We start from the raw sequence: 24,863 nt of genomic DNA, 5'->3' as shown, positions 1-24,863 counted from the left end.
GTTCGGGCCCCGTTCATTGTGGCGCCATGAATTCGCCCGCTTCGATCACTCTGACATCACCGGAAGAAACCGCCGATCTGGCCAGCCGCCTGTCCGCCCATTTGGCGCCCGGCGACGTTATTTTGCTGGACGGCCCAATCGGCAGTGGCAAAACCCATTTTGCACGCAATCTGATCCAATCAGCACTGCCTGTGCCCGAAGATGTGCCATCGCCCACATTCACGCTGGTTCAGGTTTACGATGGCAAAGCCGGCGAAATCTGGCACTCCGATCTGTACCGGCTGACTTCGGTGGATGAGATCGAGGAATTGGGCCTGACCGAGGCCTTTGACACGGCGATCTGCCTGGTGGAATGGCCTGACAAGCTGGGTCCGCTACAGCCGGCCTCGGCCCTGTTGGTGCAGTTTCATGCCGACCCTGCTGCCGAAGAAACCCGACACCTGACCCTGACGTGGTCCGATCCCAAGTGGACCGACAAATTGAAGAGGATCGCATGACCAACCGCGCAGTTCTGGCCGAGGCGCTGATCGCACGGACCCCTTGGGCCAAAGCCTCTCGCGCACCGCTGGCCGGAGACGCCTCGAACCGCCGGTATGAACGTCTGACCGACCCGGACACGGGGCAAACCGCCGTTTTGATGGACGCGCCCTCGGATAAGGGGGAAGACGTGGAGCCCTTTGTCAGGGTGGCAAAATACCTGCAGTCCGTCGGTCTGAGCGCGCCCGAGATTCTTGCCGAGGACGCCGAGAACGGGTTCCTCCTGCTGGAGGATTTCGGCGACGATCTGTTTGCCCGCCTGATCGAGAAGCAACCGGAGGTCGAGCGTGAATTGTACGAGGCAGGAACCGACGTGCTGGTCCACCTGCACTCTGGGCCCCTGCCCTCGTTGGACAGCTATGACCCGTCCCTCATGGCGGAATTGTCGGCCCTTGCCTTCACCAAATATGCCCAAGGGATACAAGGCGCCTATGACGTAGACGCCCATGATCGTTTTCAGCATCGGTTCGCCGACATATTGCTGCAGGAAACCTCGGGCACGCGGGTGGTGACCCTAAGGGACTACCATGCCGAGAACCTGATCTGGCTGCCTGAGCGCGACGGGGTTCGCCGGGTCGGCCTGCTGGATTTTCAAAGCGCAATGCTGTGCCATCCCGCCTATGACCTGATGTCGTTGCTGCAGGATGTCCGCCGCACTGTCCCGGCCGCAATCGAGATGAGCATGGTCAACCGCTACATCACGGCAACAGGTGTGGATGACCACGATTTCCGCACGGCGTACAGTGTCCTCGGCGCCCAACGCAACCTCCGGATATTGGGCGGATTTGCCCGCCTCGCCACCGACTATGGCAAACCGCATTACGTGGATTTTATCCCGGCGGCCTGGGGTCATCTGATGCGCGATCTCGAGCATCCGGCGCTGGTCTCGGTCGCGGATCTGGTTCGGCAGGCGCTGCCATCCCCAACGCCCGAAAACCTTGCAAGGCTGAGGGCCGGATGACCGATACACCCGAGGCTATCATGCTGTTTGCCGCCGGTTTCGGCACCCGAATGGGCGCGTTGACCCGCACCCGGCCCAAGCCGCTGATCCCGGTGGCCGGGCGGCCGCTGATCGACCATGCGCTGGACCTAACGGATGCGGTGCGGCCGCGACGGGTGGTCGCGAACCTGCATTACCTTGCTGATCAGCTGGCGGATCATTTGGCGCCACGTGGTGTCCTGCTTTCACACGAACAGCCGGACATCCTGGAAACCGGCGGCGGATTGCGGGCGGCCTTGCCGCTGTTGGGTCCGGGTCCGGTTTTCACGATGAACACCGATGCGATCTGGTCCGGGCCCAACCCTTTGGAACTGCTGCAGGCGGCCTGGGACCCGGCGCGGATGGACGCGCTGTTGATCTGCGTGCCGATCGCACAGACGATCGGACATACAGGCCCCGGAGATTTCAGGATCGACCCCCAAGGCCGGCTTGCACGCGGGCCGGGTCACGTCTATGGCGGCATTCAGATCCTCAAGACCGACGGTTTGGCGGACATTCCGGAAAAAGCGTTCTCGCTCAATGTCTTGTGGGACCGGATGCACCGCGATAGCCGGCTGTTCGGTCTGCAATACCCCGGGCGCTGGTGCGATGTGGGCCGCCCCGAAGGCATCGCCCTGGCCGAGGAGATGCTGGCCGATGTTTGACCCCAGCGCCACCCCCCGGGTCTTTGCGGTGCCGCCCGGTGCGGATTTTCCGCAGGCACTGGTGCGTGGGCTGCGGGCGCGCTGCGTCGGCCGCCCGCCCGAGGCGCTGGCCCGCGTGCAACTGGTGCTGAACACCCGCCGCATGGCCCGCCGCGTGCGCGAGCTGTTCGATCAGGGTCCGCCCTGCCTCTTGCCCCGCATTTCGCTGGTCACCGATCTGGGCGAAAGCGTCGATCTTGATCGTGTACCGCCCGCCGTACCGCCCTTGCGTCGCCGGCTGGAACTGACGCAGCTGGTGGCGCGACTGCTGGACCAGCAACCGGACCTGGCCGCGCGGTCATCGCTGTTTGACCTGTCCGACAGCCTCGCCGCCCTGATCGAAGAGATGCAGGGAGAAGGCGTCCCGCCCGAGGCGATCCGGCAGCTGGACGTGACCGACCTGTCGGGCCATTGGGCACGGGCGCAGGCCTTCATCGGCATCGCCGACCAGTTTCTGAAGACCGAGGATGGCAGCCTGGACGTGCAGGCCCGCCAACGCCGCGTGGTCGAGAACCTGATCGCCCGCTGGCAGGACGCGCCGCCGCAACACCCGGTGATCCTGGCCGGGTCCACCGGCTCGCGCGGGACCACGCTGATGCTGATGCAGGCGGTGGCGCGGCTGCCGCAGGGGGCGCTGATCCTGCCGGGGTACGATTTCGACCAGCCCGCCCATGTCTGGGAGCGGCTGGATTCGGCAATGACCTCGGAGGATCATCCGCAATACCGGTTCCGCAAGCTGATGACCGAACTGGGGATCGGGCCGGCCCAGATTGCAACCTGGACCCCGGACCAGCCCCCCTCGCCCGCGCGCAACCGTCTGGTTTCATTGGCATTGCGCCCGGCCCCGATCACCGATGCCTGGATGAGCGAAGGCCCGCAGATGCGCGATCTCGATGCCGCGACTCGCGACATCACCTTGGTCGAAGCGCAATCGCCGCGGGCCGAGGCGCTGGCCATCGCCCTGCGCCTGCGGCAGGCGGTCGAGACCGGCCAGACCGCCGCCCTGATCACCCCCGATCGGATGCTGACCCGCCAGGTCAGCGCCGCGCTGGACCGCTGGAACATCCTGCCCGATGACAGCGCCGGCCTGCCGCTGCAACTGTCGCCACCGGGCCGGTTCCTGCGCCATGTGGCCGGGCTGTTCGCGCGCCGTCTGGATGCCGAGGCGCTGCTGACCCTGCTGAAACACCCCTTGTGTCACAGCGCCGGCGACCGCGGCGCGCATCTGTTGCACAGCCGCGATCTGGAACTGCGCCTGCGTCGCAATGGCCCGCCCTTCCCCGACAGCGCCAGCCTGACCGGCTTTGCCGTTGAAAAAGACATACCCGACGCGTGGGTCCAGTGGTTGATCCGCCATTTCTGCGACCAGCAGATCAGCGGCACTCTGCCCCTGACCGGCTGGGTGCAGCGCCTGCGCGATCTGGCCGAGGCGATTGCCGGTGCCGGAACCGACGGCGCAGGCGAGTTGTGGGAGAAAAACGCTGGCCAAACGGCGCTGGCGGTGATCTCGGGCCTTGCGGACGAGGCCGAGCACGGCGGCGAGATGACGGCGCTGGATTTCGCCGATCTGCTGGGTGCGCTGCTGGCCGGACAAGAGGTCCGCGACCGCGACGCCCCCCAGCCGCGGATCATGATCTGGGGCACGCTCGAAGCGCGGGTTCAGGGTGCCGACCTGCTGATTCTGGGTGGGTTGAACGAAGGCAGCTGGCCCGAGGCTCCCGCGCCAGACCCCTGGCTGAACCGCCAGATGCGCGACCGTGCCGGCCTGCTGCTGCCGGAACGACGCATCGGCCTGTCGGCGCATGATTTCCAGCAGGCCATCGGCGCGCCCGAGGTCTGGCTGACCCGCGCGGTCCGCTCGGATGATGCCGAAACCGTTCCGTCACGCTGGCTGAACCGGTTGACCAACCTGTTGCAGGGCCTGCCGGATCAGGGCGGCCGAGCTGCGCTTGAACAGATGCGCGACCGGGGCAAGACATGGCTGCGCTGGTCCGAGATGCTGGAACAGGCGCCCCGGATCGCCGCCGCACCGCGCCCCTCACCGCGCCCGCCGGTGGCCGCGCGCCCGCGCCGCCTGTCGGTGACCGAGATCAAGCGGCTGATCCGCGACCCCTATGCGATCTATGCCAAGCACGTTCTGCGCCTGAAACCGCTGGACGCGCTGGTACAGGCGCCCGACGCCCTGCTGCGCGGCATCGTGATCCACGAGATCCTGGAACATTTCGTCAAGGACAGCGTGCTGGACGGCGCGCTGCTGACCCGCGACAATTTCCTGAAACGGGCCGAGGCGTTGCTGGATGAGCATGTCGCCTGGCCCACCGCCCGGAAACTTTGGCTGGCGCGGCTCGAGCGGATCGTCGACGACTTTCTGCGCGCCGAGGTCAGCCGCCGCAGCGACGGCGGCCCGATCGCGTTCGAGGCCAAGATGCGCCTGACGCTGGAACCGATTGGGTTCACCCTGAATGGCCGCGCCGACCGGATCGACCGCAACAGCCGCGGCGCGCTGACCATCATCGACTACAAGACCGGCACGCCGCCCTCGGAATCGCAGCAGGCCAAGTTCGACAAACAGCTGCTGATCGAAGCCGCGATGGCCGAGCAGGGCGGGATCGACGGATTTGACCCGATGGCCGTGGCCAGCGCCGTGTTCATCGGTATGGGCGGCACCTACAAAGAGGTCCCGGCACCCTTGGACAAAGAGCCGCCCGACAGGGTTCTGGCCGAGCTGAAAGAGCTGATTTCTTTTTATTTAGAGCCTGATCAGGGGTTTTCGTCGCGCCGGATGATGCACAAGGACAGCGACGTGGGCGACTATGACCACCTGGCGCGGTTCGGCGAATGGGACCGCACCGCCGAAACCAAGCCCGAGGATCTGACATGACCCCGCGCGACGAAGCGACCGAACGGCAGGTTCAGGCGGCGCGGCCCGATGCGTCGACCTGGCTGGCGGCCAATGCGGGCTCGGGCAAGACGCGGGTTCTGACCGACCGCGTGGCGCGGCTGCTGCTGGACGGCGTTCAGCCGCAGCACATCCTGTGCCTGACCTACACCAAGGCCGCCGCCAGCGAGATGCAGAACCGCCTGTTCAAACGGCTGGGCGAGTGGGCGATGCTGGACGACGCCACGTTGCAGCGGCAACTGACCGAACTGGGCGTCGAAGGGGTGATCGACCCCGACCGCCTGGCCCGTGCCCGCACCCTGTTCGCGCGCGCGATCGAAACGCCGGGCGGTTTGAAGATCCAGACGATCCACTCGTTCTGCGCCTCGCTGCTACGGCGGTTCCCGCTCGAGGCCGGGGTCAGCCCGCAATTTTCCGAGATGGAAGACCGTGCCGCGGCCCTGCTGCGCGAGGAAATCGTCGAGGATTTCGCCGAAGGCCCGCAGGCCCGCCTGATCGAGGACGTGGCCCGACACATCACCGATACCGGCTTTGACAAGCTGACCGCCGCGATCGCCCAGAAGCGCACCCTGTTCACGCCCGCGCTGAAATGGCCCGACCTGCTGGCCCGTTTTGGCCTGCCCGAGGGGTTCGACGAGGACGCGCTGCTGGCGCAGGTGTTTCTGGGCGGCGAAGTCGAGCTGATCCGTTCGATCCTTCCGGCGCTGGCGGGCGGCGGCAAGACCGACGCCAAGGCGGCCGAGAAACTGTCGGGCTTCACTGAACCCGCCTTGGGTCAGTTGCCGGTGCTGGAAGATGTGTTCCTGACCGGCAAATCCGCCAAAGAGCCCTTTACCGCCAAGATCAACAGCTTTCCCACCAAGGCGCTACGCGAGGGGGTTCTGGCGGGGCAGATGGATCCGCTCGAGGCATTGATGCGGCGGGTCGAAGCTGCAAGGGAAGGGCGACTGGCGCTGGCAGCCGCACGCAAATCTCTGGTGCTGCACCGCTTCGCGGCGGCCTTCCTGCCGGAATACGAGCGCCGCAAGCAACTGCGCGGCTGGCTGGATTTCGACGACCTGATCCTGCGCGCGCGCCTGTTGCTGAACGATCCGGCGGTGGCCGCTTGGGTTCTGTACCGGCTGGATGGCGGCGTCGACCACATCCTTGTGGACGAGGCGCAGGACACCAGCCCCGATCAATGGGATGTGGTCGAGAAACTGGCGCAGGAATTCACCAGCGGCGAGGGCGCGCGGTCCGGGGTCGAGCGGACGATCTTCGTGGTTGGCGACAAGAAACAGTCGATCTATTCCTTCCAGGGGGCAGACCCGCAGGCCTTTGACCGGATGCAGGCCGAGTTTGGGCGGAAACTAAAGGAATCAGGCTCTAAACTGTGGGATTGGACGCTGGAATACTCGTTCCGCTCCTCCAGCGCCATCCTGTCGCTGGTCGATATCCTGTTCGAAAACCGCGCCGATGCGGGGTTTCAGAAAGAGTCCCAGCACCGCGCCTTCAAGGCCGATCTGCCCGGCCGGGTCGATCTGTGGCCGGTGGTGGAAAAGGTCGAGGACGCGGACGAGGGCGACTGGACCGACCCGGTCGATCGGCCCGCGGCGCAGCATCACACGGTGATCCTGGCCAACCAGATAGCCGCGCGCATCAAGGCCATGATCGACGCCGGCAAAACCATCCCCGAAGACGGCCCCACGCGCGGCACATTCGTGCGCCGCAAGGTGCGGCCGGGGGATTTCCTGATCCTGGTTCAGCGCCGCTCGGACCTGTTCGCCGAGATCATCCGCGCCTGCAAGGCCCAGGGTTTGCCGATCGCAGGGGCCGACAGGCTGAAGGTGGGCGCGGAACTGGCGGTCAAGGATCTGGCCGCGCTGCTGAGCTTTCTCGCCACGCCCGAGGATGACCTGTCACTGGCCACGGTGCTGAAATCGCCGCTGTTCGGCTGGTCCGAGCAGATGCTGTTCGACCTGGCTCATCGTCGGCAGGAAAGGTACCTGTGGGCGGCGCTGCGCCAACGAGCCGGGGATTTTCCCGAAACGCTGGCGGTACTGAACGATCTGCGCGGGCAGGTGGACTTTCTGCGCCCCTATGACCTGATCGAACGGGTGCTGACCCGACATGACGGACGCCGCAAACTTTTGGGCCGTCTGGGTGCCGAGGCCGAGGACGGCATCAACGCGTTGCTGTCGCAGGCACTGGCCTATGAGCGGTCGGACATTCCCAGCCTGACGGGCTTCCTGGTGTGGATGCAGACCGACGACCTTGAGATCAAGCGCCAGATGACCGGCGTGGGCGACATGATCCGGGTGATGACAGTGCATGGCTCGAAAGGGCTGGAGGCGCCGATCGTGATCCTGCCGGACACCGGCAAGCGGCAGCCGCCCCGCGATGCCGAGATCATGGTCGCCGACGGAACGCCGCTGTGGAAGGTGCCCGCCGACCTGTCGCCCGGCCTTGTGGCCCGCGCCCGCGAAGACGCGCGCCAACGCGAGGAGAACGAGCGGCTGCGGTTGCTGTACGTTGCGCTGACCCGGGCCGAGAAATGGCTGATCGTGGCGGCTGCCGGCGATCTGGGCAAGGACGGGTCCAGCTGGTACCAGCTGGTCGAAGAGGCGATGGGCCGGGCAGGGGCCACCGAGATCCCCGGCACCGGCGTCCGCCGTCTGGCGCATGGCGATTGGGAGGATCTGCCACTGGACCATCGCCCGACCCCGGAACCGGTGCAGGATACCCTGCCGGACCTGTTCCACCGGCCCGCGCCCGAGCCGACGCCCGATCCCGAGACGCTCAGCCCGTCCGATCTGGGCGGGGCCAAGGCCCTGCCGGGCGAGACCGGACTTGAGGAAGAGGCCGCCAAACTGCGCGGCACCCGCCTGCACCTTCTGCTCGAACATCTGGCCCAGGCGCCACGCGACCGGTGGGATCAGCTCTGCGCCCGGCTTCTGCCCGATATGCAGGACGGTGACCGCCGCGACCTTCTGGCCGAGGCGGCGGGCGTACTGACCGCGCCGGACCTGGCCCCCGTCTTTGCACCGGCCGCGCTGGCCGAGGTGCCCGTCTCGGCCACTCTGGACGGTCGTCGGATCCACGGGGTGATCGACCGGTTGATCGTGACGGATGACGTGGTGCAAGTCATTGATTTCAAATCGAACGCCACGATTCCCGATCGGGCCGAGACCTGCCCCGAGGGCCTGCTGCGCCAGATGGGCGCCTATGCCGCCGCGCTGTCGCAGATCTATCCTGGCCGCGAGATCCGCACCGCGATTTTGTGGACCCGGACGGCGCGCCTGATGTGGCTGCCACACGATCTTGTGACAGATGCGCTGGTGCGGGCCCAGATATCTTGACCTCCCCAATGGGCGCACCTACGTTCGACTCCCAACCGCATGTCATTCAGGAGACAGAATATGTCGACCGTAGCCGTAACCGACGAAACCTTTGACGCCGAAGTCAAGAACTCGGACGTCCCCGTCGTGGTGGATTTCTGGGCCGAGTGGTGCGGACCCTGCAAGCAGATCGGCCCCGCTCTGGAAGAGCTGGCGGCTGAATATGGCGGCAAGGTCAAGATCGCCAAGGTCGACGTGGACAGCAACCCAAACTCGGCCGCAGCCATGGGCGTACGCGGTATTCCCGCGCTGTTCATCTTCAAGGACGGTCAGGTGGTTTCGAACCGCGCAGGCGCTGCCCCGAAGGCCGCCCTGCAAAGCTGGATCGACGAATCCATCTGATACCGAACGGAACTCAACAAAAAAGGCGCTCCTCATCGGGCGCCTTTTTTTGTGCATGGTCTGCGCAAAAATAAAAAGCCGCCCGGAAATCCAAGCGGCCATTCGTCTTTAGTCGAATTCGGTCTGAATTCAGATCTTGGCGATATCTTCGCGGACCAGACCGATATCTTCCAGCTGGGCATCGCTCAGTTGCGACAGCAGCTTGCGGGTCTTGCGGGCGGTGTTCCATTCGGCGACAGCTTCGAAAGCGTGCGAGATGCCGTCCACTACACGCAGGATGGTAGCTGCTCCGAGCGGCGCATGGATGTTTGCGGTGGTTGCCATTTGCGCATTCCTTTTTTGAAACAGCCGACCCTGTGTCGGTTGTAAGCCTCATCTAGTCTTGCGACAGGCGACTCACAATTGCTGGTCCGACAACCCCGTGATGCACGGATTGCATATCTTTTGGGCAGTTTGAGAACGGGTTGCGCGGATCGCGCCTCCGGCCCATATAGGGCATCAACGGATACGGAGGCTTGAATGGTGGAGAACGACTTTCCCGGTTGGCACGGCACCACGATCATCGGCGTCAAGAAAGGCGGCCAGATCGTCATCGCGGGTGACGGGCAGGTCAGCCTGGGCCAGACCGTGATCAAGGGCACCGCCCGCAAGGTGCGGCGCCTGTCGCCCGGCGGGTTCGAGATCGTCGCCGGATTTGCCGGCTCCACTGCCGATGCCTTCACACTGCTGGAACGGCTGGAAGCCAAGCTGGAGGCCACGCCCGGTCAACTGGCTCGCGCCTCGGTCGAACTGGCCAAGGACTGGCGCACCGACAAGTACCTGCAGAAGCTTGAGGCGATGCTGATCGTCACCGACGGCCGTGACCTGTTCGTGATCACCGGGGCCGGGGACGTGCTCGAACCGGAACATGACGTGGCGGCGATCGGGTCGGGTGGCAACTTTGCCCTGGCAGCCGCGCGCGCGATGATGGACAGCGACAAGTCGGCCGAGGAGGTTGCCCGCGAGGCCATGGCAATTGCCGCCGACATCTGCGTCTACACCAACGGCAACCTGACGGTTGAGAGCATTTCGGGCTAGGGGTCAGGCCAGCAGGGCCGAAATCTCCTTGCCCTTCCACCGGCGGTGCATCCCGATCAGCCCCAGAATGGCCGAGGCGATCACGATGTAATAGGGCAGGCGGATATCGATGCTCATCAACCCGCCGCCGATCAGCGACATGATTCCACCCGCCAGGCAGAACACGGCCGTGGTTACGCCCATGACCCAGCCCTGATCCGCCTCGCTGACCGACGAGGAGAACAGGCCCAGAAGGGTCGGGTAGGCCACGCCGAACAGGAAATAGAACAGGAACACCGGCACGTAGCTGAGCACGCCGCTGGGGCTGAAGGCAAAGGCAAAGCCGCAGATCACCATGACGATCAGCGAAACATATATGATGTTGTGCTTGCTGAACCGTTCCTGCGCGGGTTTCACGAGAAACGTACTGGAGAAGGCCAGCGCCACACCAATGACGACCATGGCCATGCTGCCGCCGATCACGCCGTAACCAAAAGCGCTGGTCAAGAAATTGTCCACAAACACGTAGAAGGTGACGTTCGCGATCATGAAGAACGCGTAGACGGGCAGGATCTTCAGAACCATGGGGTGGCCACGTACGGCGACCAGGCTGTCGGTCACATCGCGGGGGCGAAAGACGAAGGGTTCGCGTTCGGTTCGGGTATCCTTGAAAAAGAACAGCACCAGCAGGATCGCGATAAGCACCAGGACAAACGCGCCGTAGAATGGGGTCTTAAGCGTGGCAACGCTGCCCAACAGCGCCGCATCCGACAGGACCGCTCCGATGATCGGGCCGCCGACCAGGCCAAAGCTGACCCCTGTCACGATATAACCCATGTTCCGGTCACGATCGGCCGCATCCGTGCTGCCGTCGATCATGGCCGCCTGCGCAATGGGTTGGTTTCCTGCCGTGAACCCGGTGATCGACCGGCCCACGATCAACAGGATCAGGCTGTTGAGATACAGCGCCGCAATGGTGATCGCATAGCCGGCCAGCGCGCCGCCCAGGCAGACCAGAAGTGCATTCTTGCGCCCGATGGAGTCCGAAACTTTCGAGACATAGACGACGCCCAGAAACCAGGACAGGAAGAAACACCCGATCACCAGACCGTAGTAGAAGTGACGGCTGCCCATGGACGTGCTTGCCGGCAGAAAGCCCGATTTCGTCTCCATGATCAGCGAGTTGATGATCGGAAAAACCAGCCCTTGGCCGATCAGGTCCACGAACACCACGAACAGCAGGGTAATCTTGGCAATCTTGGTCATTTCACGCTCCGGGTCCCGCGCACATTCCGCCAACCCTATCAGAGGACACCGAAATCTCCCAACACGGAGGTCAGGAAAGAATTGCATTGGCGCCGGGTCATTGTTAACCAACGCGGCCAAATGTGCGGTCTCGGTTGTTTTTGCCGACCCCGTGCTTACCTAAGCCGCAGCTGACTGCCGACCATCGAAAGGACTGCCCTGTGACCGACCTGACCCCGCGCGAGATCGTCTCGGAACTGGATCGTTTCATCATCGGGCAGAAGGATGCCAAGCGCGCTGTCGCCGTGGCCCTGCGCAACCGCTGGCGGCGCAAGCAGTTGGCGGATGACATCCGCGACGAGGTCTATCCCAAGAATATCCTGATGATCGGGCCCACCGGCGTGGGCAAAACCGAGATCAGCCGCCGCCTGGCCAAGCTGGCCCGCGCGCCTTTCATCAAGGTCGAAGCGACCAAATTCACCGAGGTCGGCTATGTTGGCCGCGATGTCGAACAGATTATCCGCGATCTGGCCGATGCCGCGATCATCCAGACCCGTGAATACATGCGCGAAGAGGTCAAAGCCAAGGCGCATCAGGCTGCCGAGGACCGCGTGATCGAGGCCATCGCCGGCTCGGACGCCCGCGAGAGCACCCGAGAGATGTTCCGCAAGAAGCTGAAATCCGGCGAGCTGGACGACACGGTGATCGAACTTGAATTGGCCGATACGTCCAACCCGATGCCGATGTTCGACATTCCCGGCCAGCCGGGTGGACAGATGGGCATGATGAACCTGGGCGACATTTTCGGCAAGGCATTCGGCGGGCGCACCGTCAAGCGCCGCATGAGCGTTGCCGAAAGCTATGACATCCTGATCGGGGAAGAGGCCGACAAGTTGCTGGATGACGAGGCCGTCACCCGCGCGGCGCTGGAATCGGTCGAGCAGAATGGCATCGTATTTTTGGACGAGATCGACAAGGTCTGCGCACGGGCAGAAACCCGCGGAGGGGATGTCAGCCGCGAAGGCGTGCAGCGCGACCTGCTGCCGCTGATCGAAGGCACCACCGTCTCCACCAAGCACGGCCCGGTCAAGACCGACCACATTCTGTTCATCGCCAGCGGCGCGTTCCATATCGCCAAGCCTTCGGACCTGTTGCCGGAACTGCAGGGGCGTCTGCCGATCCGGGTCGAGCTGCGTGCGCTGACCGAAGAGGATTTCGTTCGCATCCTGACCGAGACGGACAACGCGCTGACCCGCCAGTATACGGCTTTGATGGGCACCGAAAACGTTACCGTCAGCTTTACCGAGGACGGGATCGCCGCGCTAGCCCGGATCGCCGCCGAGGTGAACCAGAGCGTCGAGAATATCGGCGCCCGGCGCCTGTACACCGTGATGGAGCGCGTTTTCGAAGATCTGTCCTTTGTCGCGCCGGACCGTGCCGGCGCGGAAATCGTGGTCAACGCGGCCTTTGTGGATGAAAACCTTGGTGAGCTGACCAAATCCACGGACCTGAGCCGTTACGTTCTGTAACATGATCAGCCGGTTTTTGCCGGTTGGTCCTGCGCAATTATCTGGACGCGTCGGCAGGTTACGCTATGCGTAGCACGTAACTGTTGGTCTGGGATCGTTCCGTGCTGCGCTATCTGATCATTTTCGTCACGGTTTCCGTTTTGGGAGGCTGCGTTGACCGATCCATCTCGGTCACCTTGCCCGAAGCGTTGGACGTCGGCACCGCGCAGACCGTGTTCGCGGCGACCACCCGCGCACGCGAGGCCGATGGCTCTTACGGGTATCGTCGTGCTGACCGCCTGCAATTCCTCGAAACCACCGTCTCGATCCCGCCGAACCACCGCCCCGGGACGCTTGAGTTTTCCTATTCGGACCCGAACCCGAGCCGGCAGTTCGTTTTGGCCGGTGTGCGCGAATTTCCGTCCGAGCAGGATCTGAAAGCACGGCTGAACGGCGCCAAGGAAGTCACAATCTTTGTTCATGGCTACAACGCCACCCAGACCGAGACCGTTTTTCGCGCGGCTCAGTTGGCTCACGATATCGGCCTGCCTGGCAAGACGTTGGTCTATTCCTGGCCCAGCCGAGGGTCCGGATCGGGCTATGCCTATGATCTGGACAGCATGCTGTTTGCCCGCGACGGTCTGCAACAAACCATCTCTACGCTGAAATCCCTGGGCGTCCCGCGCGTGCTGATCGTTGCGCACTCGATGGGAGGCGCGCTGACCATGGAGATGATGCGCCAAGCCGAGCTGCGCGAGCCGGGCTGGTCGCGGCGCAATCTGGAAGGTGTGTTGCTGATCTCGCCCGATCTCGACGTTGACGTGTTCCGGTCGCAGATGGCGGTAATCAAATCTCCGCCCGAGCAATTTGTGATCATGGTCTCGCGCAAAGACAAGATCTTGAACGTGTCCGGACGCCTGCGCGGAACTGCCAAGGGTGAGCGGCTGGGCAACATCAGCTCGACCGAGAAGCTGGCGCAGTACCCGGTCAGCATCATTGACACCACGGCCTTCAACAAGGATGCGGAATCCTCGCATTTCGTAGCCGCCACATCTCCGGCACTTCTGTCGATTCTCAACGCGGCGGGCCGGGTCAGCAGGACCTTTGGCCGGGATCAGGGTGGTATTGATCTTCTTGTGCCGCCGGCCGTGCGAAACGATGCCGGCGCGACTGAGGTTGTTCTGACCGAAACCGGGCAGGTGCGGGTCAGCACTCCGTGATTGGGCGCGGGGTCCGCCTTTTCCTTGCGGACAATGCTCCGTGGTTGGGCGCGGGGGTCTTGCTGACCTTTATGTCCAGTTTCGGGCAGACCTTTTTCATTTCGATCTTCGCCGGTCAGATCCGGGCCGAGTTCGGCCTCAGCCACGGCGCATGGGGCGGTCTTTATTCGTTGGGCACGACTGTTTCTGCGATCGTCATGATCTGGGCCGGAGGGCTGACAGACATCTATCGTGTCCGAGTGCTGGGCCCGGCTGTCCTGGTTGGGCTTGCGTGCGCCGCGCTGGCGATGGCGGTCAATCACTGGGTGATCCTGTTGCCCGTAGTCATCTTTCTGCTGCGTCTGTTCGGCCAGGGCATGTGCAGTCACATTGCCATGGTTGCGATGGCCCGGTGGTTCACGGCCACGCGGGGCAGGGCGCTCTCTATCGCAACGCTGGGATTTGCCGTTGGCGAGGCCCTGCTGCCGGTGCTGTTCGTCGCCGCCATGGCCTTTGTCGACTGGCATTTTCTTTGGGCGCTCTCCGCCGCCATCGCGTTGTTGGGAATACCGGCGTTGATGCGAATGCTGCGTCAGGAACGGACACCACAAAGCCTAGCCCGGGAAACCAGCGCGACCGGGATGCTTGGGCGGCACTGGACCCGGCGCGAAACGCTATTGAACCCGCTTTTCTGGTTCATGATGCCGGCGCTCATGGGACCTTCGGCATTCATTACTGCGTTCTTCTTTCACCAGGTCCATCTGGCGCAGACCAAGGGCTGGGCCCACATCCAACTGGTTGCGTTGTTTCCGGTCTACACCGGAGTGTCGATCTTGGCGATGTTCGCCTCGGGCTGGGCGTTGGACAGATGGGGAACGGCGCGGATGATGCCGTTCTATCAGATTCCGATGGCTGCCGGGTTTGCCCTGTTTGCGTTTGTCCAGACAATCCCCGGCGCCGTAATCGGTTTGTCCTGTCTTGCCATTTCGGTCGGCGCCAACAGCACGCTGCCCGCCGCGTTCTGGGCCGAGTTCTACGGCACCCGTCACATCGGCGCGATAAAGGCGATGGCTGCCGCCGTCATGGTGCTGGGGTCTGCTGTCGGGCCCGGCCTGACTGGCGGGCTGATCGATCTGGGCGTGCCACTCAGCACGCAGTTCCTGTGGATCGCCTGGTTTTTCGTGGCAACGTGCGGCATAGTCTGGATCGGTATTCACAGGGCCCGGCGGCTGCTTTAGCGGACCCGCCTCAGATACACGTAGTAAGCCCCATCACCGCCATGGCTGATATGGGCGGGACTGACCTGAAGAACCGCTTGGGCCAGCGGTGGCAAATGCAGCCACTGAGGCACCTGGTTGCGCAGCACGCCGCGGGGCGTCGGGATCGGGCCGGGTTCGTCTCTGTCCTTGCCTTTGCCGGTGACCACCAGAACCAGTCGTTTTCCCGATGCCTGCGCCGACAGGATGAACCGGATCAGAGCAGGATGGGCCGTATCGACCCGCATTCCGTGCAGATCCAGCTTGCCTTCGGGCTTCAGCTTGCCGCGTTTCATCCGCGCAAAGGCCTTGCTGTCCATCTGTACGGGTGCGGCGCGCAGGCTGTCGCCGATTGCGGGCTTCAAGCTGTGGCCGCGCCCATTTGTCGGTGCATTCTGACCCAGTTCAAAGGCGTCTATCCGCGCTTTTGGGGTTTTTCGCGGCTTGGGTTTCGGCAAGGTCGATGGGTGCACGGATTGGGGAATCTCCGGGTGCAGCCGCTCGGTCTGCCGGGTTACCTTGTGCCACAATTCGATCTCGTCTTCGGTCAGCTTGCGGCGGGTCATCAGAACTCATCCGGCAGCATGGCATAGGCGCGCTGGATCGGCAGCAGAACGATCATGCGACCGGGATCCTTGAGCTGGCCCGCCGCCTGTCCCGCGGCGTCCCCGGTTCCGAAAAAGATGTCGGCCCGTTGTGCGCCCTTGATTGCCGAGCCGGTGTCCTGTGCGATCATCAAGCGCCTCAGCGGAGTCTTACCGTCTTTTTCGACCCAGACTGGCGCGCCCAACGGGGTATAGGCCGGGTCAACGGCGATGCTGCGCATTGCGGTGATCGACCGGTTCATTGCGCCCAAAGGACCGCGGTCTGCAGCCACCCGCGAAACCTCGCGGAAAAATACGTAGGACGGGTTGTGCATCAAAAGCTCGGCCCCAATCTCGGGGTTCTTGCGCACCCACGACTGGATCATCCGGGCGCTCACATCATGCGCACCCAGAATACCGCGCCGGACCAGTTCAACCCCAACCGACCGATAGGGGTGGCCGTTGGCCCCGCCATATCCGACACGCACCGAACTTCCATCCGGCAAACGGATGCGCCCCGAGCCTTGAATCTGCAGAAAAAACAACTCGACCGGGTCATCGACCCAGGCGATTTCCAAGCCGCGGCCCTTCATCACGTCACTGGTCAGCAACTCGCGTCGACTGAGCCATTGCCCAGCCGCCCGCGCCTCGGGCGGCATCTTGTAGACCGGGTATCTGTAGGTTTCAGTCCGCGTCCGCGAGCCGTTCAATTCCGGTTCAAAATATCCGGTGAACAGCGGGGCCTTTTCATCCTCGATCAGGATGGGCCGGAAGAACAGTTCGAAAAAGGCGCGCGCGGCATCGGGCTCGTATGTCCGTGCGGCTGCACACAACGAACGCCAGTCCGGATCGTCCAGATCCCCGCAAGTGTCCAGAAAAACGGACAAAGCCGCGCCGTGGTCATCCTCGGCCCAGCCATCAAGGTCAGCAAATGACAGGATGGATCGCGTCGCCTCAGCTCCGGCGGCATTGGCGGCGGTCAGAACCGCCACCAGCATCAGCGACCGGAGCGTTCCGATCATGCGTCCGTTGCGACAAGCAGCCAGTTCGGATCATCCGCGCCCATGACGCGGGCAAAGGTCCAGCTGTCCTTTTGGCGCTTGATCGTGTTGGGGCTGCCTTCGATGATGTCACCGCCCCGGTCACGCACGACCGACGTCAGCTCGCCGACGAACCGCACGGTGATCTCGGCGCGGTTTGAATCCTTATCGAATTGTGCATCCACCAGGCCCATCTCACGCACACCGATGAACTCGGCCTCGATCGTCAGGCCCTTGTCCTCGCGATCGGCGACAACCGAGACGAAGGTTTCGAACACTTCCTCGGACAGGAAGGGCTGGATTTCATCCAGGTTGCCCCGCTCGAACCCCATGACGATCAGCTCATAGGCGCCACGTGCGCCCTGCAGAAACTCGCTGACCGAAAAGCTCGGCTCGACACGCTTCATCGCAGCCAGCGTCTGCGCCAATTCGCTGTCTTCGGGAACATGGTCGGTAATGTCACGATCCGGACCGCCGTCGATCACTTCGAAATCACGACGCGACTTCCCGGTGTCGGGTTGCTGCGGCACCGGTGGTTTTTCAAAGCCTTCGCGCGTGCCCAGCACGCTTCTGAGACGCAGGATCAGGAAGATGGCTATGCCAGCCAGCACCAGAAGCTGGATCAGGGGTGAATTCATTTCGTCCTCTTTTCAGCACCGAGACTTTGTACACGCGGCCTCGTGCCACTATGTAGGTGACAGTTGGTGGCAAGTCCACAGCCCGGCCTATGGGAAAGGATAGCGCATATGTATCTGTTCTTGGCATTTTTATTGGTGCCGATCATCGAAATCGCCCTTTTTATCCAGGTCGGCGGTCTGATCGGCCTGTGGCCGACGCTGGCGATCGTGGTTTTGACCGCCGTTCTGGGTACTGCGATGGTGCGGACACAAGGTCGCATGGCGATGGGTCAGCTGCAGCGCGCCTTTTCCGAACTGGACGACCCGACCGAGCCGCTGGCCAATGGTGCAATGATCCTGCTGTCGGGCGTTCTGCTGATGACTCCTGGGTTCTTCACCGACGCAATCGGCTTTGCGCTGCTGGTTCCCGGGGTGCGGGCCGCGGTTTTTCGGTATCTCAAATCACGGGTCACGATTACCCAGTTCCAGATGGGCCCCGGCCCGCAATACGGGGCGGCGCGCGATCCGTTCGGTGGGGATGACATCATAGACGGAGAGTATTCGGAAGTGCGCACAAAACCCGCACAACCGTCGAAATGGGTGGAAGGGCCGCACCAGCATTGAGGTGCCCGGCCCAACTTGATAAGCAGTGGCGAATTTAAATTTTGGAGCGGATCCATGACCGAAGAAACCGCCGCCGGCACAACCCAGCCCCAGGCAGCCCCCCAAATCCAGATGCGCATTCTGGGACAGTTCATCCGGGACATGTCCTTTGAAAACGTGATGGCGCAAAAAGGCGTCTCGGGCGACGTGCAGCCCGAGATCTCGGTCCAGGTGAACCTGGATGCGAAAAAACGCTCGGCCGACCACCAATACGAGGTGTCGATCAAGCTGAACCTCAAGTCCAAGGCCAAGGGTCTGGAGGACATCCTGTTCCTGTGCGAGATCGATTATTGCGGCCTGTTCCACGTGGAAGGCGTGCCGAATGATCAGTTGCACCCGTTCCTGATGATCGAATGCCCGCGGATGCTGTTCCCTTATCTGCGCCGCATCGTCAGCGACATCACCCGCGACGGTGGCTACCCGCCGGTCAACCTGGACAACATCGATTTCGTCGGTCTGTACCGCAACGAGTTGATGCGCCGTCAGGCCGAGGCGTCCGACAAGGCCGAAGCGTAATCAGGCAACCCGCATCTGACCCGGGTCAGGTGCGGGACCACAGGGCGTTTTCGCCCAGCTTTTCGACAAATGCATCATGCGCAGCACGCTCATCCTCGGTAATCCGGGGCTGCAGTGGGCTGGGCCGTGGACCGGGGCGCCAAATGTCGCCACCGGTTGAGCTTTCGGCAGACGCCGAAGACAGGCCAAAATCTGGTTGGCGTCCGCCGATCAGCTCCAGATAGACTTCTGCCAGGATTTCCGAGTCGAGCAACGCACCGTGCAGAACCCGGTTCGAATTGTCGATGTTGAACCGCCGGCACAGCGCATCCAGCGAGGCGGGCGAGCCGGGAAACCGCTTGCGCGCGATCGCCAGCGTGTCCAGCGCCTGCTCCATCGGAATCGGGGGCAGGCCCATCCATCCCAACTCGGCATTGAGGAACTTCATGTCGAATGAAGCGTTGTGGATCACCAGCCGTGCATCCCCCACGAAATCGCGGAAGGCCTGCCCGACCTTCGCAAAGACAGGTTTGTCCTTCAGGGTGATCTGGCCCGGTTCGGCAGGTTGCGGCGGCTCCAGCAGGTCAGGGCCGATGCCGTGCACGCCGAAGGCCTCGGCCGGCATCGAGCGTTCGGGGTTGATGTAGACGTGATAGGTCTCGCCCGTGGCGACGTGGTTCCACAGCTCGATAGCCCCGATCTCGACGATCCGGTCGCCGCTTTCGGGATCGAATCCGGTGGTTTCCGTATCCAGTACGATTTCACGCATCTGCCAATCCTGCCCTGATCTGCCTGACCACATCCTGCACCTGTGCGCGGGCATGGTCCAGAGTGTCGGTGACGATCACGAACTCCGACCGCGCGCATTTTTCGTCATTCGGCATCTGCTTGGCGCGGATCTGCTCGAACTGCGCCTCGGTCATCGTGCCCCGCGCCATGACGCGGCGCTTCTGCTCGTCTGGGGGAATTGACACACAAGCCACCGCATCCATCTGCGCCTCGCCGCCAGTTTCGAAAAGCAGAGGAATATCAAAGACAAGGATGTCCGACTTGGCCGCCTGTCGAAACGCTTCCCGATCTTGGGCCACCAGCGGGTGGACGATGGATTCGATCCGTTTCAACGCGGTCGGATCGGCGCTGATGATCCGTTTCAGGGCGTCACGGCTGACGGCCCCATCCTCGATCGCGTCGGGAAATGCCGCGCGGATCGGCACGACCGCCGCGCCGCCTTCCGCATACAGCCGATGCACGGCGGCGTCTGCATCCCACACGGCGCAGCCTTCCTGTGCGAACAGGTCGGCGGTGGTGCTTTTGCCCATTCCGATCGACCCGGTCAGACCCAGAGAGAAACTCATGCCAGAACCGCTGCGCGGGTTTCTTCCGTAACCTCGGGGCGCAGGCCGAACCACCGCTCGAACCCGGGCACCGCCTGATGCAGCAACATGCCCAGCCCGTCGACGACCGTGCAGCCCGCAGCCTCGGCCTGTTCCAGAAGGTGGGTCTTCAATGGCGTATAGACCAGATCGGTCACCACCGTTCCCGGCTGCAACCCGTCCAGCGGGACGCGCAGCTCGGGCTGACCCTGCATGCCCAGTGACGTAGTGTTCACCACCAGCTCGGCGTTTTCGATCACGTTTCCGGCCTGGACCCAATCGACCACGGTGATGCGCTGACCAAATTCCTCTTTCAGGTGATCGGCGCGCGACCGCGTGCGGTTGGTCAGCAGGATCTCGGGCACGCCGGCCTCGGCCAGCGCCTGCAGCACCGCCCGCGCGGCCCCGCCCGCGCCGAACACCACCGCCGGGCCATCCTGCGGCACCCAATCCGGCGCGCCCGCGCGCAGGTTCTGCATGAACCCGTACCCGTCGGTATTGTCCGCGTGGATCGAGCCATCGGCCCGGAACATCAGCGTATTCGCCGCCCCGATCACCGAGGCGCGGTCCGACACATGATCCGCCAGACGCATCGCGGCCTCTTTGTGCGGAACGGTGACATTGGCCCCGACGAACCCGGCCTTGGGCAAGCTACGCAGGACCGTTTCAAGATCTGCGGGCGCAACATCCATCGGCACATAATGGCCCGGCAAACCATAGGTCTTCAGCCAATAGCCATGCAGGGCAGGCGATCGGGAATGGGCAATCGGGTGTCCGATGACTCCGGCCAGTGGAATGCGGTTTTCGGTCATTGTTCGATCACCCCTCGGACCGCAAGAAAATTGAGCAGCTCCAGCAGGGGCATACCCAAGACGTTAAAATAGTCGCCGTCAATGCTGGTGAACAGGCGCACGCCTTCTTCTTCCAGCTTGTAGGCCCCGACCGCGTGGCGGATGCTGTCCCAGTTGCGCGCGACATAGCCCTTCAGATAGGCATCCGAACTGGCACGCATCCGCAACCGGACCTGTCCGATATGGCGCCAGACTGGTTCGCCGTTCTGATAGATCACCGCCGCCGATAGCAGCATGTGACGCTTGCCGCGCATCGCCTTCAATTGCGACAGCGCTTCTTCGGGCGTTTCGGGCTTGGACAGCAGACGTCCGTCGAAATCGAGAACCTGGTCACAGCCCAGAACCATCGCGCCGGGCGTCTTGTCACTAACCTTGCGCGCCTTGAGCTCGGCCAGAGCATCGGCGATGTCGCGGGGCGGCGCGCCCTCAGCCAGAAGCGCGCGTTTGGCGGTATCCTCGTCCACGCGGGCGATCTGGACGGAAAACGGCACCCCGGCGTTCCGCAGCAACTGCGCGCGGATCTCGGACCCCGAGGCAAGAATGATGGGGACAGTCATGTGGAAAACCCCGTGGGCAAGTGGATCATTGGTCTTGAACGGTTTGTATGGTTTTCCGGTTGACACGCAAGCCCGCGATTTCGGCCTGAAACTTCCCTGAGTCGCTCAAAGACTGTCCGGTCGGGACAAGGATAACTCAGGATCTTGGGACTTCCTGTTCATCAAAAGATGTCCCTTGAGTTATCCCCAGTCCAGGTCCGCGATGTATAATCTAACTGTTTGTTTTTATTATGTAAAAAATGAAATCACCAGAATCACCCAGTTTTGGAATTTATTCATCCACCTGGGGAAAACTGGCGGACAAGACAATAATCCACGGATTTTGCCCACCCTACAAAACCATCATCCTTTCTCTTTTCTATTTTTTTTATTAGGGAGGGTCCGACCAGTGCCGGGAAACCCGATGACCGATCTTCTCTTCACGCTGTACCCTTGGGTGAAATCGCTGCACATCATGGCGGTGATCTCGTGGATGGCGGGTTTGTTCTATTTGCCTCGTCTGTTCGTCTATCACGTCGAAAAGGCGCAGACCGTCGACGGCGCGCCCGAGATCTTCTTTGAAATGGAAGAAAAGCTGCTGCGCGTGATCATGCGCCCGGCGATGATCGTGGCCTGGGTCTGCGGCCTCATCATGGTGTTCACTCCCGGCATCGTCGGGTGGGACTGGTCCTGGCCCTGGGTCAAGGGCGCCGCGGTGATCGGCATGACCTGGTTCCATCACTGGCTGATGGCCCGGCGCAAGGATTTCGTTGAAGGCCGCAATACGCTCACAGGGCGCCAGTACCGCATGATGAACGAGGTTCCGACCGTTTTGATGGTCATCATCGTTCTGGCGGTCATTCTGAAGTTCTGAGGGTCATTTCCGCACCGGTTTGACTCGGGCGGCGACCGGCCTTATGTAGGGATCAACCCATCCGTCCGGATGGAGCATCTTCCTGTTTGAAATTCAACGCTGTGCCGCACCCTTGCGGCCAAGGTCCGTATCATCATGACAACCGAATCCCTGAATCTGGCCGATCTGAAGGCCAAAAGCCCCAAAGACCTTCTGGCCATGGCCGAAGAGCTCGAGATCGAAAACGCCTCGACCATGCGCAAGGGCGAGATGATGTTCCAGATCCTGCGCGAACGCGCGGATGAGGGCTGGACCGTGGGCGGCGACGGTGTGCTTGAGGTGCTGCAGGACGGCTTCGGCTTTCTGCGCTCGCCCGAGGCGAACTATTTGCCCGGCCCGGACGACATCTATGTCTCGCCAGAGATGATCCGCCAGCACTCACTGCGCACCGGCGACACGGTCGAGGGCGAGATCAAGGCCCCCGAAGAGAACGAGCGATATTTCGCGCTGACGAAGGTGACCAAGATCAACTTCGAAGACCCGGAAAAGGCGAAACACAAGATCGCCTTTGACAACCTGACGCCGCTGTATCCGGACGAGCGGCTGAAGATGGAGATCGAGGACCCGACCATCAAGGACAAGTCGGCCCGGGTGATCGACCTGGTTGCGCCGATCGGTAAGGGCCAGCGGTCGCTGATCGTGGCACCGCCGCGGACCGGTAAAACGGTGATCCTGCAGAACATCGCGCACTCGATCGAGCGCAACCATCCGGAGTGCTACCTGATCGTCCTGCTGATCGACGAGCGCCCCGAAGAGGTGACCGACATGCAGCGCTCGGTGAAGGGCGAGGTGGTATCTTCGACCTTTGATGAACCGGCGACCCGCCACGTGGCCGTGTCCGAGATGGTGATCGAAAAAGCCAAGCGCCTGGTCGAACATAAACGAGATGTTGTTATTCTTCTCGACTCGATCACAAGACTTGGTAGGGCATTCAACACCGTGGTCCCGTCATCCGGCAAAGTTCTGACCGGTGGTGTGGACGCCAACGCACTGCAGCGGCCCAAACGGTTCTTTGGTGCAGCGCGCAACATCGAAGAGGGCGGTTCGCTGACCATCATCGCCACCGCGCTGATCGACACCGGCAGCCGGATGGACGAAGTGATCTTTGAAGAATTCAAGGGCACCGGCAACTCGGAGATCGTTCTGGATCGCAAGATCGCAGACAAGCGGGTGTTCCCGGCGATCGACATCCTCAAGTCCGGCACCCGCAAAGAGGACCTGCTGGTCGACAAGGGCGATCTGGCCAAAACCTTCGTTCTGCGCCGTATCCTCAACCCGATGGGCACAACCGACGCGATCGAGTTCCTGTTGTCCAAGCTGAAACAGACCAAGACCAATTCCGAGTTCTTCGACTCGATGAATACCTAATACGGTCTTGTAACCGACGCGAGGCCTTCGAATGGAAACGATATTCGCCTTGGCCAGCGCGCAAGGCAAGGCAGGGGTTGCTGTGATCCGCCTGTCAGGACCGCAGTCGCACCACGCGGCAAAGGTTCTGTCGGGTGGAGATTTGCCGTTGCGTGGCATGTGCCTGCGTGAGTTACGGGCACCTGACGGGTCGCGTCTGGATGACGGGGTGGTCCTGACCTTCCACGGTCCGTCCAGCTTTACCGGCGAAGATGTGGCCGAGTTGCAGATCCATGGCAGCACGGCTTCGGTCAACGCGGTTCTTCGTGTCCTGTCCGAAATGCCGGATCTGCGACTGGCTGAACCGGGTGAGTTCACCCGGCGAGCTCTTGAAAATGGGAAGATGGACCTTGCCCAGGTCGAAGGCCTGGCCGATCTGATCGACGCAGAGACCGAGGCACAGCGCAAGCAGGCCCAGACAATCCTCGCCGGCGAATTGGGCGACCTGGCGGAACGGTGGCGGCGGGATTTGATCCGGGCGGCCTCGTTGCTGGAGGCCGTCATCGATTTTGCAGATGAAGACGTGCCAACGGATGTGTCACCCGAGGTCCGATCGCTTGTAACTGCTGTCATGGCGGATCTAGAGCGGGAGGCGAAGGGCGTGAGGATTGCCGAGCGAATTCGCTCCGGCTTTGAAGTGGCTATCGTCGGCCCACCGAACGCGGGCAAGTCGACCTTGCTGAATGCGCTTGCGGGCCGAGAGGCGGCAATTACTTCGGAATATGCAGGCACCACCCGCGATATTATCGAGGTGCGGATGGACTTGGCAGGTCTGCCGGTCACGCTGTTAGATACGGCCGGGTTGCGCGAAACCGAGGATCACGTAGAGGGTCTTGGGATCGCTCTGGCTAGAAAGCGGGCGGAAAATGCCGACCTTCGCGTATTTCTGACCGAGGACCCGAAAGCTTTGGGAATCGATATGCAATCCGGCGACATCCAGGTTCTGCCGAAGTCCGACCTTCGTTTAGATGGGACAGAAGGCGTGTCCGGGAAGACAGGTCAGGGAATCGATCGCCTGATTCACAACATATCGGTAGTTTTGAGAGACAGAACCGCAAGTTCTGGTATTGCCACCCGGGAACGCCACCGTGTTGCAATGCTGAAATCCTCGGCCGCTCTCTCCGAAGCACTCAGGGTTCTGGATTCCGGCCCGGACCTGTACGATATTGCAGCAGAAGAGCTGCGGACCGCCATCCGCGCGTTGGGGTCTTTGGTCGGTCGAGTAGATGTGGAAAATCTTCTGGACGAAATATTCGCCAGCTTTTGTTTGGGTAAGTGAGGA

General features: G+C 62.5%; 24 protein-coding genes. 15 read left to right on the top strand and 9 right to left on the bottom strand.

Annotated elements, in window-relative coordinates; genetic code table 11:
- Positions 1 to 26 precede the first annotated feature (26 nt).
- Genes tsaE through trxA form a run of 6 tightly spaced genes read left to right on the top strand, consistent with a single transcriptional unit; the run spans position 27 to position 8,838 of the window.
- Positions 27 to 497 (top strand): tRNA (adenosine(37)-N6)-threonylcarbamoyltransferase complex ATPase subunit type 1 TsaE, encoded by a 471-nt coding sequence (gene tsaE, locus ACR0FC_RS13575; protein WP_170340647.1) that lies wholly within the window; start codon positions 27 to 29, stop codon positions 495 to 497.
- Positions 494 to 1,498, top strand: coding sequence for an aminoglycoside phosphotransferase family protein (locus tag ACR0FC_RS13570; protein WP_170340648.1), 1,005 nt, complete (start codon positions 494 to 496; stop codon positions 1,496 to 1,498). The genes tsaE and ACR0FC_RS13570 overlap by 4 nt, the downstream gene beginning before the upstream one ends.
- Positions 1,495 to 2,181, top strand: coding sequence for a nucleotidyltransferase family protein (locus ACR0FC_RS13565; RefSeq protein ID WP_170340649.1), 687 nt, complete (start codon positions 1,495 to 1,497; stop codon positions 2,179 to 2,181). Before ACR0FC_RS13570 ends, ACR0FC_RS13565 begins: the two co-directional genes overlap by 4 nt.
- Positions 2,174 to 5,101, top strand: coding sequence for a double-strand break repair protein AddB (addB, locus tag ACR0FC_RS13560; RefSeq protein ID WP_170340650.1), 2,928 nt, complete (start codon positions 2,174 to 2,176; stop codon positions 5,099 to 5,101). The genes ACR0FC_RS13565 and addB overlap by 8 nt, the downstream gene beginning before the upstream one ends.
- Entirely contained in the window at positions 5,098 to 8,457 is a 3,360-nt protein-coding gene (addA, locus tag ACR0FC_RS13555; RefSeq protein WP_170340651.1) for a double-strand break repair helicase AddA, read from the top strand. The genes addB and addA overlap by 4 nt, the downstream gene beginning before the upstream one ends.
- Positions 8,458 to 8,517: 60 nt before the next feature.
- A complete protein-coding gene (gene trxA / locus ACR0FC_RS13550) occupies positions 8,518 to 8,838 on the top strand; it encodes a thioredoxin (protein WP_093963876.1) in 321 nt (106 codons plus the stop codon).
- A gap of 129 nt (positions 8,839 to 8,967) precedes the next feature.
- On the opposite strand, the gene ACR0FC_RS13545 is transcribed toward trxA, so the two are convergent.
- Positions 8,968 to 9,162 carry a DUF1127 domain-containing protein gene (locus ACR0FC_RS13545; RefSeq protein WP_093963877.1) on the bottom strand — a complete coding sequence of 65 codons (195 nt, stop codon included), beginning with the start codon at positions 9,160 to 9,162 and terminating at the stop codon, positions 8,968 to 8,970.
- A 195-nt stretch (positions 9,163 to 9,357) separates the two neighbouring features.
- Here ACR0FC_RS13545 and hslV point away from each other — a divergent pair, with 195 nt between their 5' ends.
- Positions 9,358 to 9,915, top strand: a complete 558-nt coding sequence (hslV, locus tag ACR0FC_RS13540) for an ATP-dependent protease subunit HslV (protein ID WP_170340653.1) — start codon at positions 9,358 to 9,360, stop codon at positions 9,913 to 9,915.
- A gap of 3 nt (positions 9,916 to 9,918) precedes the next feature.
- On the opposite strand, the gene ACR0FC_RS13535 is transcribed toward hslV, so the two are convergent.
- Entirely contained in the window at positions 9,919 to 11,160 is a 1,242-nt protein-coding gene (locus tag ACR0FC_RS13535) for an MFS transporter (protein ID WP_170340655.1), read from the bottom strand.
- Between the two features lie 200 nt (positions 11,161 to 11,360).
- Between ACR0FC_RS13535 and hslU the strand changes: the two genes are divergently transcribed.
- From hslU to ACR0FC_RS13520, 3 genes are all read left to right on the top strand, one after another.
- Positions 11,361 to 12,668 (top strand): ATP-dependent protease ATPase subunit HslU, encoded by a 1,308-nt coding sequence (gene hslU, locus ACR0FC_RS13530; protein ID WP_170340657.1) that lies wholly within the window; start codon positions 11,361 to 11,363, stop codon positions 12,666 to 12,668.
- 101 nt (positions 12,669 to 12,769) lie between these two features.
- Positions 12,770 to 13,867: an alpha/beta hydrolase gene (locus ACR0FC_RS13525; RefSeq protein WP_170340659.1), complete on the top strand. Its 1,098-nt coding sequence runs from the start codon at positions 12,770 to 12,772 to the stop codon at positions 13,865 to 13,867.
- Between the two features lie 71 nt (positions 13,868 to 13,938).
- Positions 13,939 to 15,084: an MFS transporter gene (locus tag ACR0FC_RS13520; protein WP_217358626.1), complete on the top strand. Its 1,146-nt coding sequence runs from the start codon at positions 13,939 to 13,941 to the stop codon at positions 15,082 to 15,084.
- On the opposite strand, the gene ACR0FC_RS13515 is transcribed toward ACR0FC_RS13520, so the two are convergent.
- Genes ACR0FC_RS13515 through ACR0FC_RS13505 form a run of 3 tightly spaced genes read right to left on the bottom strand, consistent with a single transcriptional unit; the run spans position 15,081 to position 17,364 of the window.
- On the bottom strand, positions 15,081 to 15,668 hold the full coding sequence (locus ACR0FC_RS13515; protein ID WP_170340663.1) for a Smr/MutS family protein: 588 nt from the start codon (positions 15,666 to 15,668) through the stop codon (positions 15,081 to 15,083). The two genes, ACR0FC_RS13520 and ACR0FC_RS13515, sit on opposite strands and share 4 nt — an antisense overlap.
- Positions 15,668 to 16,708 carry a murein transglycosylase A gene (gene mltA / locus ACR0FC_RS13510; RefSeq protein ID WP_170340665.1) on the bottom strand — a complete coding sequence of 347 codons (1,041 nt, stop codon included), beginning with the start codon at positions 16,706 to 16,708 and terminating at the stop codon, positions 15,668 to 15,670. Before mltA ends, ACR0FC_RS13515 begins: the two co-directional genes overlap by 1 nt.
- Complete coding sequence (locus ACR0FC_RS13505; RefSeq protein WP_170340666.1) at positions 16,705 to 17,364, bottom strand: Tim44/TimA family putative adaptor protein; 660 nt, start codon at positions 17,362 to 17,364, stop codon at positions 16,705 to 16,707. Before ACR0FC_RS13505 ends, mltA begins: the two co-directional genes overlap by 4 nt.
- Before the next feature lie 108 nt (positions 17,365 to 17,472).
- Here ACR0FC_RS13505 and ACR0FC_RS13500 point away from each other — a divergent pair, with 108 nt between their 5' ends.
- Positions 17,473 to 17,967 (top strand): FxsA family protein, encoded by a 495-nt coding sequence (locus tag ACR0FC_RS13500; RefSeq protein ID WP_170340668.1) that lies wholly within the window; start codon positions 17,473 to 17,475, stop codon positions 17,965 to 17,967.
- 54 nt (positions 17,968 to 18,021) lie between these two features.
- Complete coding sequence (gene secB, locus ACR0FC_RS13495; RefSeq protein ID WP_170340670.1) at positions 18,022 to 18,522, top strand: protein-export chaperone SecB; 501 nt, start codon at positions 18,022 to 18,024, stop codon at positions 18,520 to 18,522.
- Between the two features lie 25 nt (positions 18,523 to 18,547).
- Here secB and dnaQ read toward each other — a convergent pair whose 3' ends face one another.
- Genes dnaQ through ACR0FC_RS13475 form a run of 4 tightly spaced genes read right to left on the bottom strand, consistent with a single transcriptional unit; the run spans position 18,548 to position 21,282 of the window.
- A complete protein-coding gene (gene dnaQ / locus ACR0FC_RS13490; protein WP_170340672.1) occupies positions 18,548 to 19,270 on the bottom strand; it encodes a DNA polymerase III subunit epsilon in 723 nt (240 codons plus the stop codon).
- Positions 19,263 to 19,856 (bottom strand): dephospho-CoA kinase, encoded by a 594-nt coding sequence (coaE, locus tag ACR0FC_RS13485; protein WP_170340675.1) that lies wholly within the window; start codon positions 19,854 to 19,856, stop codon positions 19,263 to 19,265. The genes dnaQ and coaE overlap by 8 nt, the downstream gene beginning before the upstream one ends.
- Positions 19,853 to 20,686: a shikimate dehydrogenase gene (locus tag ACR0FC_RS13480; RefSeq protein ID WP_170340676.1), complete on the bottom strand. Its 834-nt coding sequence runs from the start codon at positions 20,684 to 20,686 to the stop codon at positions 19,853 to 19,855. Before ACR0FC_RS13480 ends, coaE begins: the two co-directional genes overlap by 4 nt.
- Positions 20,683 to 21,282, bottom strand: a complete 600-nt coding sequence (locus tag ACR0FC_RS13475) for a Maf family protein (RefSeq protein ID WP_170340677.1) — start codon at positions 21,280 to 21,282, stop codon at positions 20,683 to 20,685. Before ACR0FC_RS13475 ends, ACR0FC_RS13480 begins: the two co-directional genes overlap by 4 nt.
- Positions 21,283 to 21,685: 403 nt before the next feature.
- On the opposite strand from ACR0FC_RS13475, the gene ACR0FC_RS13470 reads away from it, so the two are divergent.
- The 3 genes from ACR0FC_RS13470 (at position 21,686) to mnmE (ending at position 24,860) form a co-directional block, all read left to right on the top strand.
- The gene (locus tag ACR0FC_RS13470; RefSeq protein ID WP_170340679.1) at positions 21,686 to 22,135 is read left to right on the top strand and encodes a CopD family protein; all 450 of its coding nucleotides are present in this window, start codon (positions 21,686 to 21,688) and stop codon (positions 22,133 to 22,135) included.
- A 135-nt stretch (positions 22,136 to 22,270) separates the two neighbouring features.
- Positions 22,271 to 23,542: a transcription termination factor Rho gene (rho, locus tag ACR0FC_RS13465; RefSeq protein ID WP_093963893.1), complete on the top strand. Its 1,272-nt coding sequence runs from the start codon at positions 22,271 to 22,273 to the stop codon at positions 23,540 to 23,542.
- Positions 23,543 to 23,573: 31 nt separating this feature from the next.
- Positions 23,574 to 24,860: a tRNA uridine-5-carboxymethylaminomethyl(34) synthesis GTPase MnmE gene (mnmE, locus tag ACR0FC_RS13460; RefSeq protein WP_170340681.1), complete on the top strand. Its 1,287-nt coding sequence runs from the start codon at positions 23,574 to 23,576 to the stop codon at positions 24,858 to 24,860.
- Positions 24,861 to 24,863: the final 3 nt, after the last annotated feature.

It is taken from the genome of Ruegeria sp. BB9, assembly GCF_056539345.1.
Note: the sequence above shows the minus strand (reverse complement) of the source record. Positions and strands in the feature narration are given on the sequence as shown.

What these genes read in the sequence shown, in the direction of transcription:
- secB (WP_170340670.1), top strand. Translation starts at nt 18,022, where the DNA reads ATGACCGAAGAAACCGCCGCCGGCACAACCCAGCCCCAGGCAGCCCCC.
- addA (WP_170340651.1), top strand. Translation starts at nt 5,098, where the DNA reads ATGACCCCGCGCGACGAAGCGACCGAACGGCAGGTTCAGGCGGCGCGG.
- coaE (WP_170340675.1), bottom strand. Translation starts at nt 19,856, where the DNA reads ATGAGTTTCTCTCTGGGTCTGACCGGGTCGATCGGAATGGGCAAAAGC.
- ACR0FC_RS13475 (WP_170340677.1), bottom strand. Translation starts at nt 21,282, where the DNA reads ATGACTGTCCCCATCATTCTTGCCTCGGGGTCCGAGATCCGCGCGCAG.
- ACR0FC_RS13535 (WP_170340655.1), bottom strand. Translation starts at nt 11,160, where the DNA reads ATGACCAAGATTGCCAAGATTACCCTGCTGTTCGTGGTGTTCGTGGAC.
- hslV (WP_170340653.1), top strand. Translation starts at nt 9,358, where the DNA reads ATGGTGGAGAACGACTTTCCCGGTTGGCACGGCACCACGATCATCGGC.
- mltA (WP_170340665.1), bottom strand. Translation starts at nt 16,708, where the DNA reads ATGATCGGAACGCTCCGGTCGCTGATGCTGGTGGCGGTTCTGACCGCC.
- ACR0FC_RS13500 (WP_170340668.1), top strand. Translation starts at nt 17,473, where the DNA reads ATGTATCTGTTCTTGGCATTTTTATTGGTGCCGATCATCGAAATCGCC.
- dnaQ (WP_170340672.1), bottom strand. Translation starts at nt 19,270, where the DNA reads ATGCGTGAAATCGTACTGGATACGGAAACCACCGGATTCGATCCCGAA.
- ACR0FC_RS13570 (WP_170340648.1), top strand. Translation starts at nt 494, where the DNA reads ATGACCAACCGCGCAGTTCTGGCCGAGGCGCTGATCGCACGGACCCCT.
- mnmE (WP_170340681.1), top strand. Translation starts at nt 23,574, where the DNA reads ATGGAAACGATATTCGCCTTGGCCAGCGCGCAAGGCAAGGCAGGGGTT.
- ACR0FC_RS13545 (WP_093963877.1), bottom strand. Translation starts at nt 9,162, where the DNA reads ATGGCAACCACCGCAAACATCCATGCGCCGCTCGGAGCAGCTACCATC.
- ACR0FC_RS13480 (WP_170340676.1), bottom strand. Translation starts at nt 20,686, where the DNA reads ATGACCGAAAACCGCATTCCACTGGCCGGAGTCATCGGACACCCGATT.
- tsaE (WP_170340647.1), top strand. Translation starts at nt 27, where the DNA reads ATGAATTCGCCCGCTTCGATCACTCTGACATCACCGGAAGAAACCGCC.
- addB (WP_170340650.1), top strand. Translation starts at nt 2,174, where the DNA reads ATGTTTGACCCCAGCGCCACCCCCCGGGTCTTTGCGGTGCCGCCCGGT.
- ACR0FC_RS13470 (WP_170340679.1), top strand. Translation starts at nt 21,686, where the DNA reads ATGACCGATCTTCTCTTCACGCTGTACCCTTGGGTGAAATCGCTGCAC.
- trxA (WP_093963876.1), top strand. Translation starts at nt 8,518, where the DNA reads ATGTCGACCGTAGCCGTAACCGACGAAACCTTTGACGCCGAAGTCAAG.
- ACR0FC_RS13515 (WP_170340663.1), bottom strand. Translation starts at nt 15,668, where the DNA reads ATGACCCGCCGCAAGCTGACCGAAGACGAGATCGAATTGTGGCACAAG.
- ACR0FC_RS13520 (WP_217358626.1), top strand. Translation starts at nt 13,939, where the DNA reads ATGTCCAGTTTCGGGCAGACCTTTTTCATTTCGATCTTCGCCGGTCAG.
- ACR0FC_RS13565 (WP_170340649.1), top strand. Translation starts at nt 1,495, where the DNA reads ATGACCGATACACCCGAGGCTATCATGCTGTTTGCCGCCGGTTTCGGC.
- ACR0FC_RS13505 (WP_170340666.1), bottom strand. Translation starts at nt 17,364, where the DNA reads ATGAATTCACCCCTGATCCAGCTTCTGGTGCTGGCTGGCATAGCCATC.
- rho (WP_093963893.1), top strand. Translation starts at nt 22,271, where the DNA reads ATGACAACCGAATCCCTGAATCTGGCCGATCTGAAGGCCAAAAGCCCC.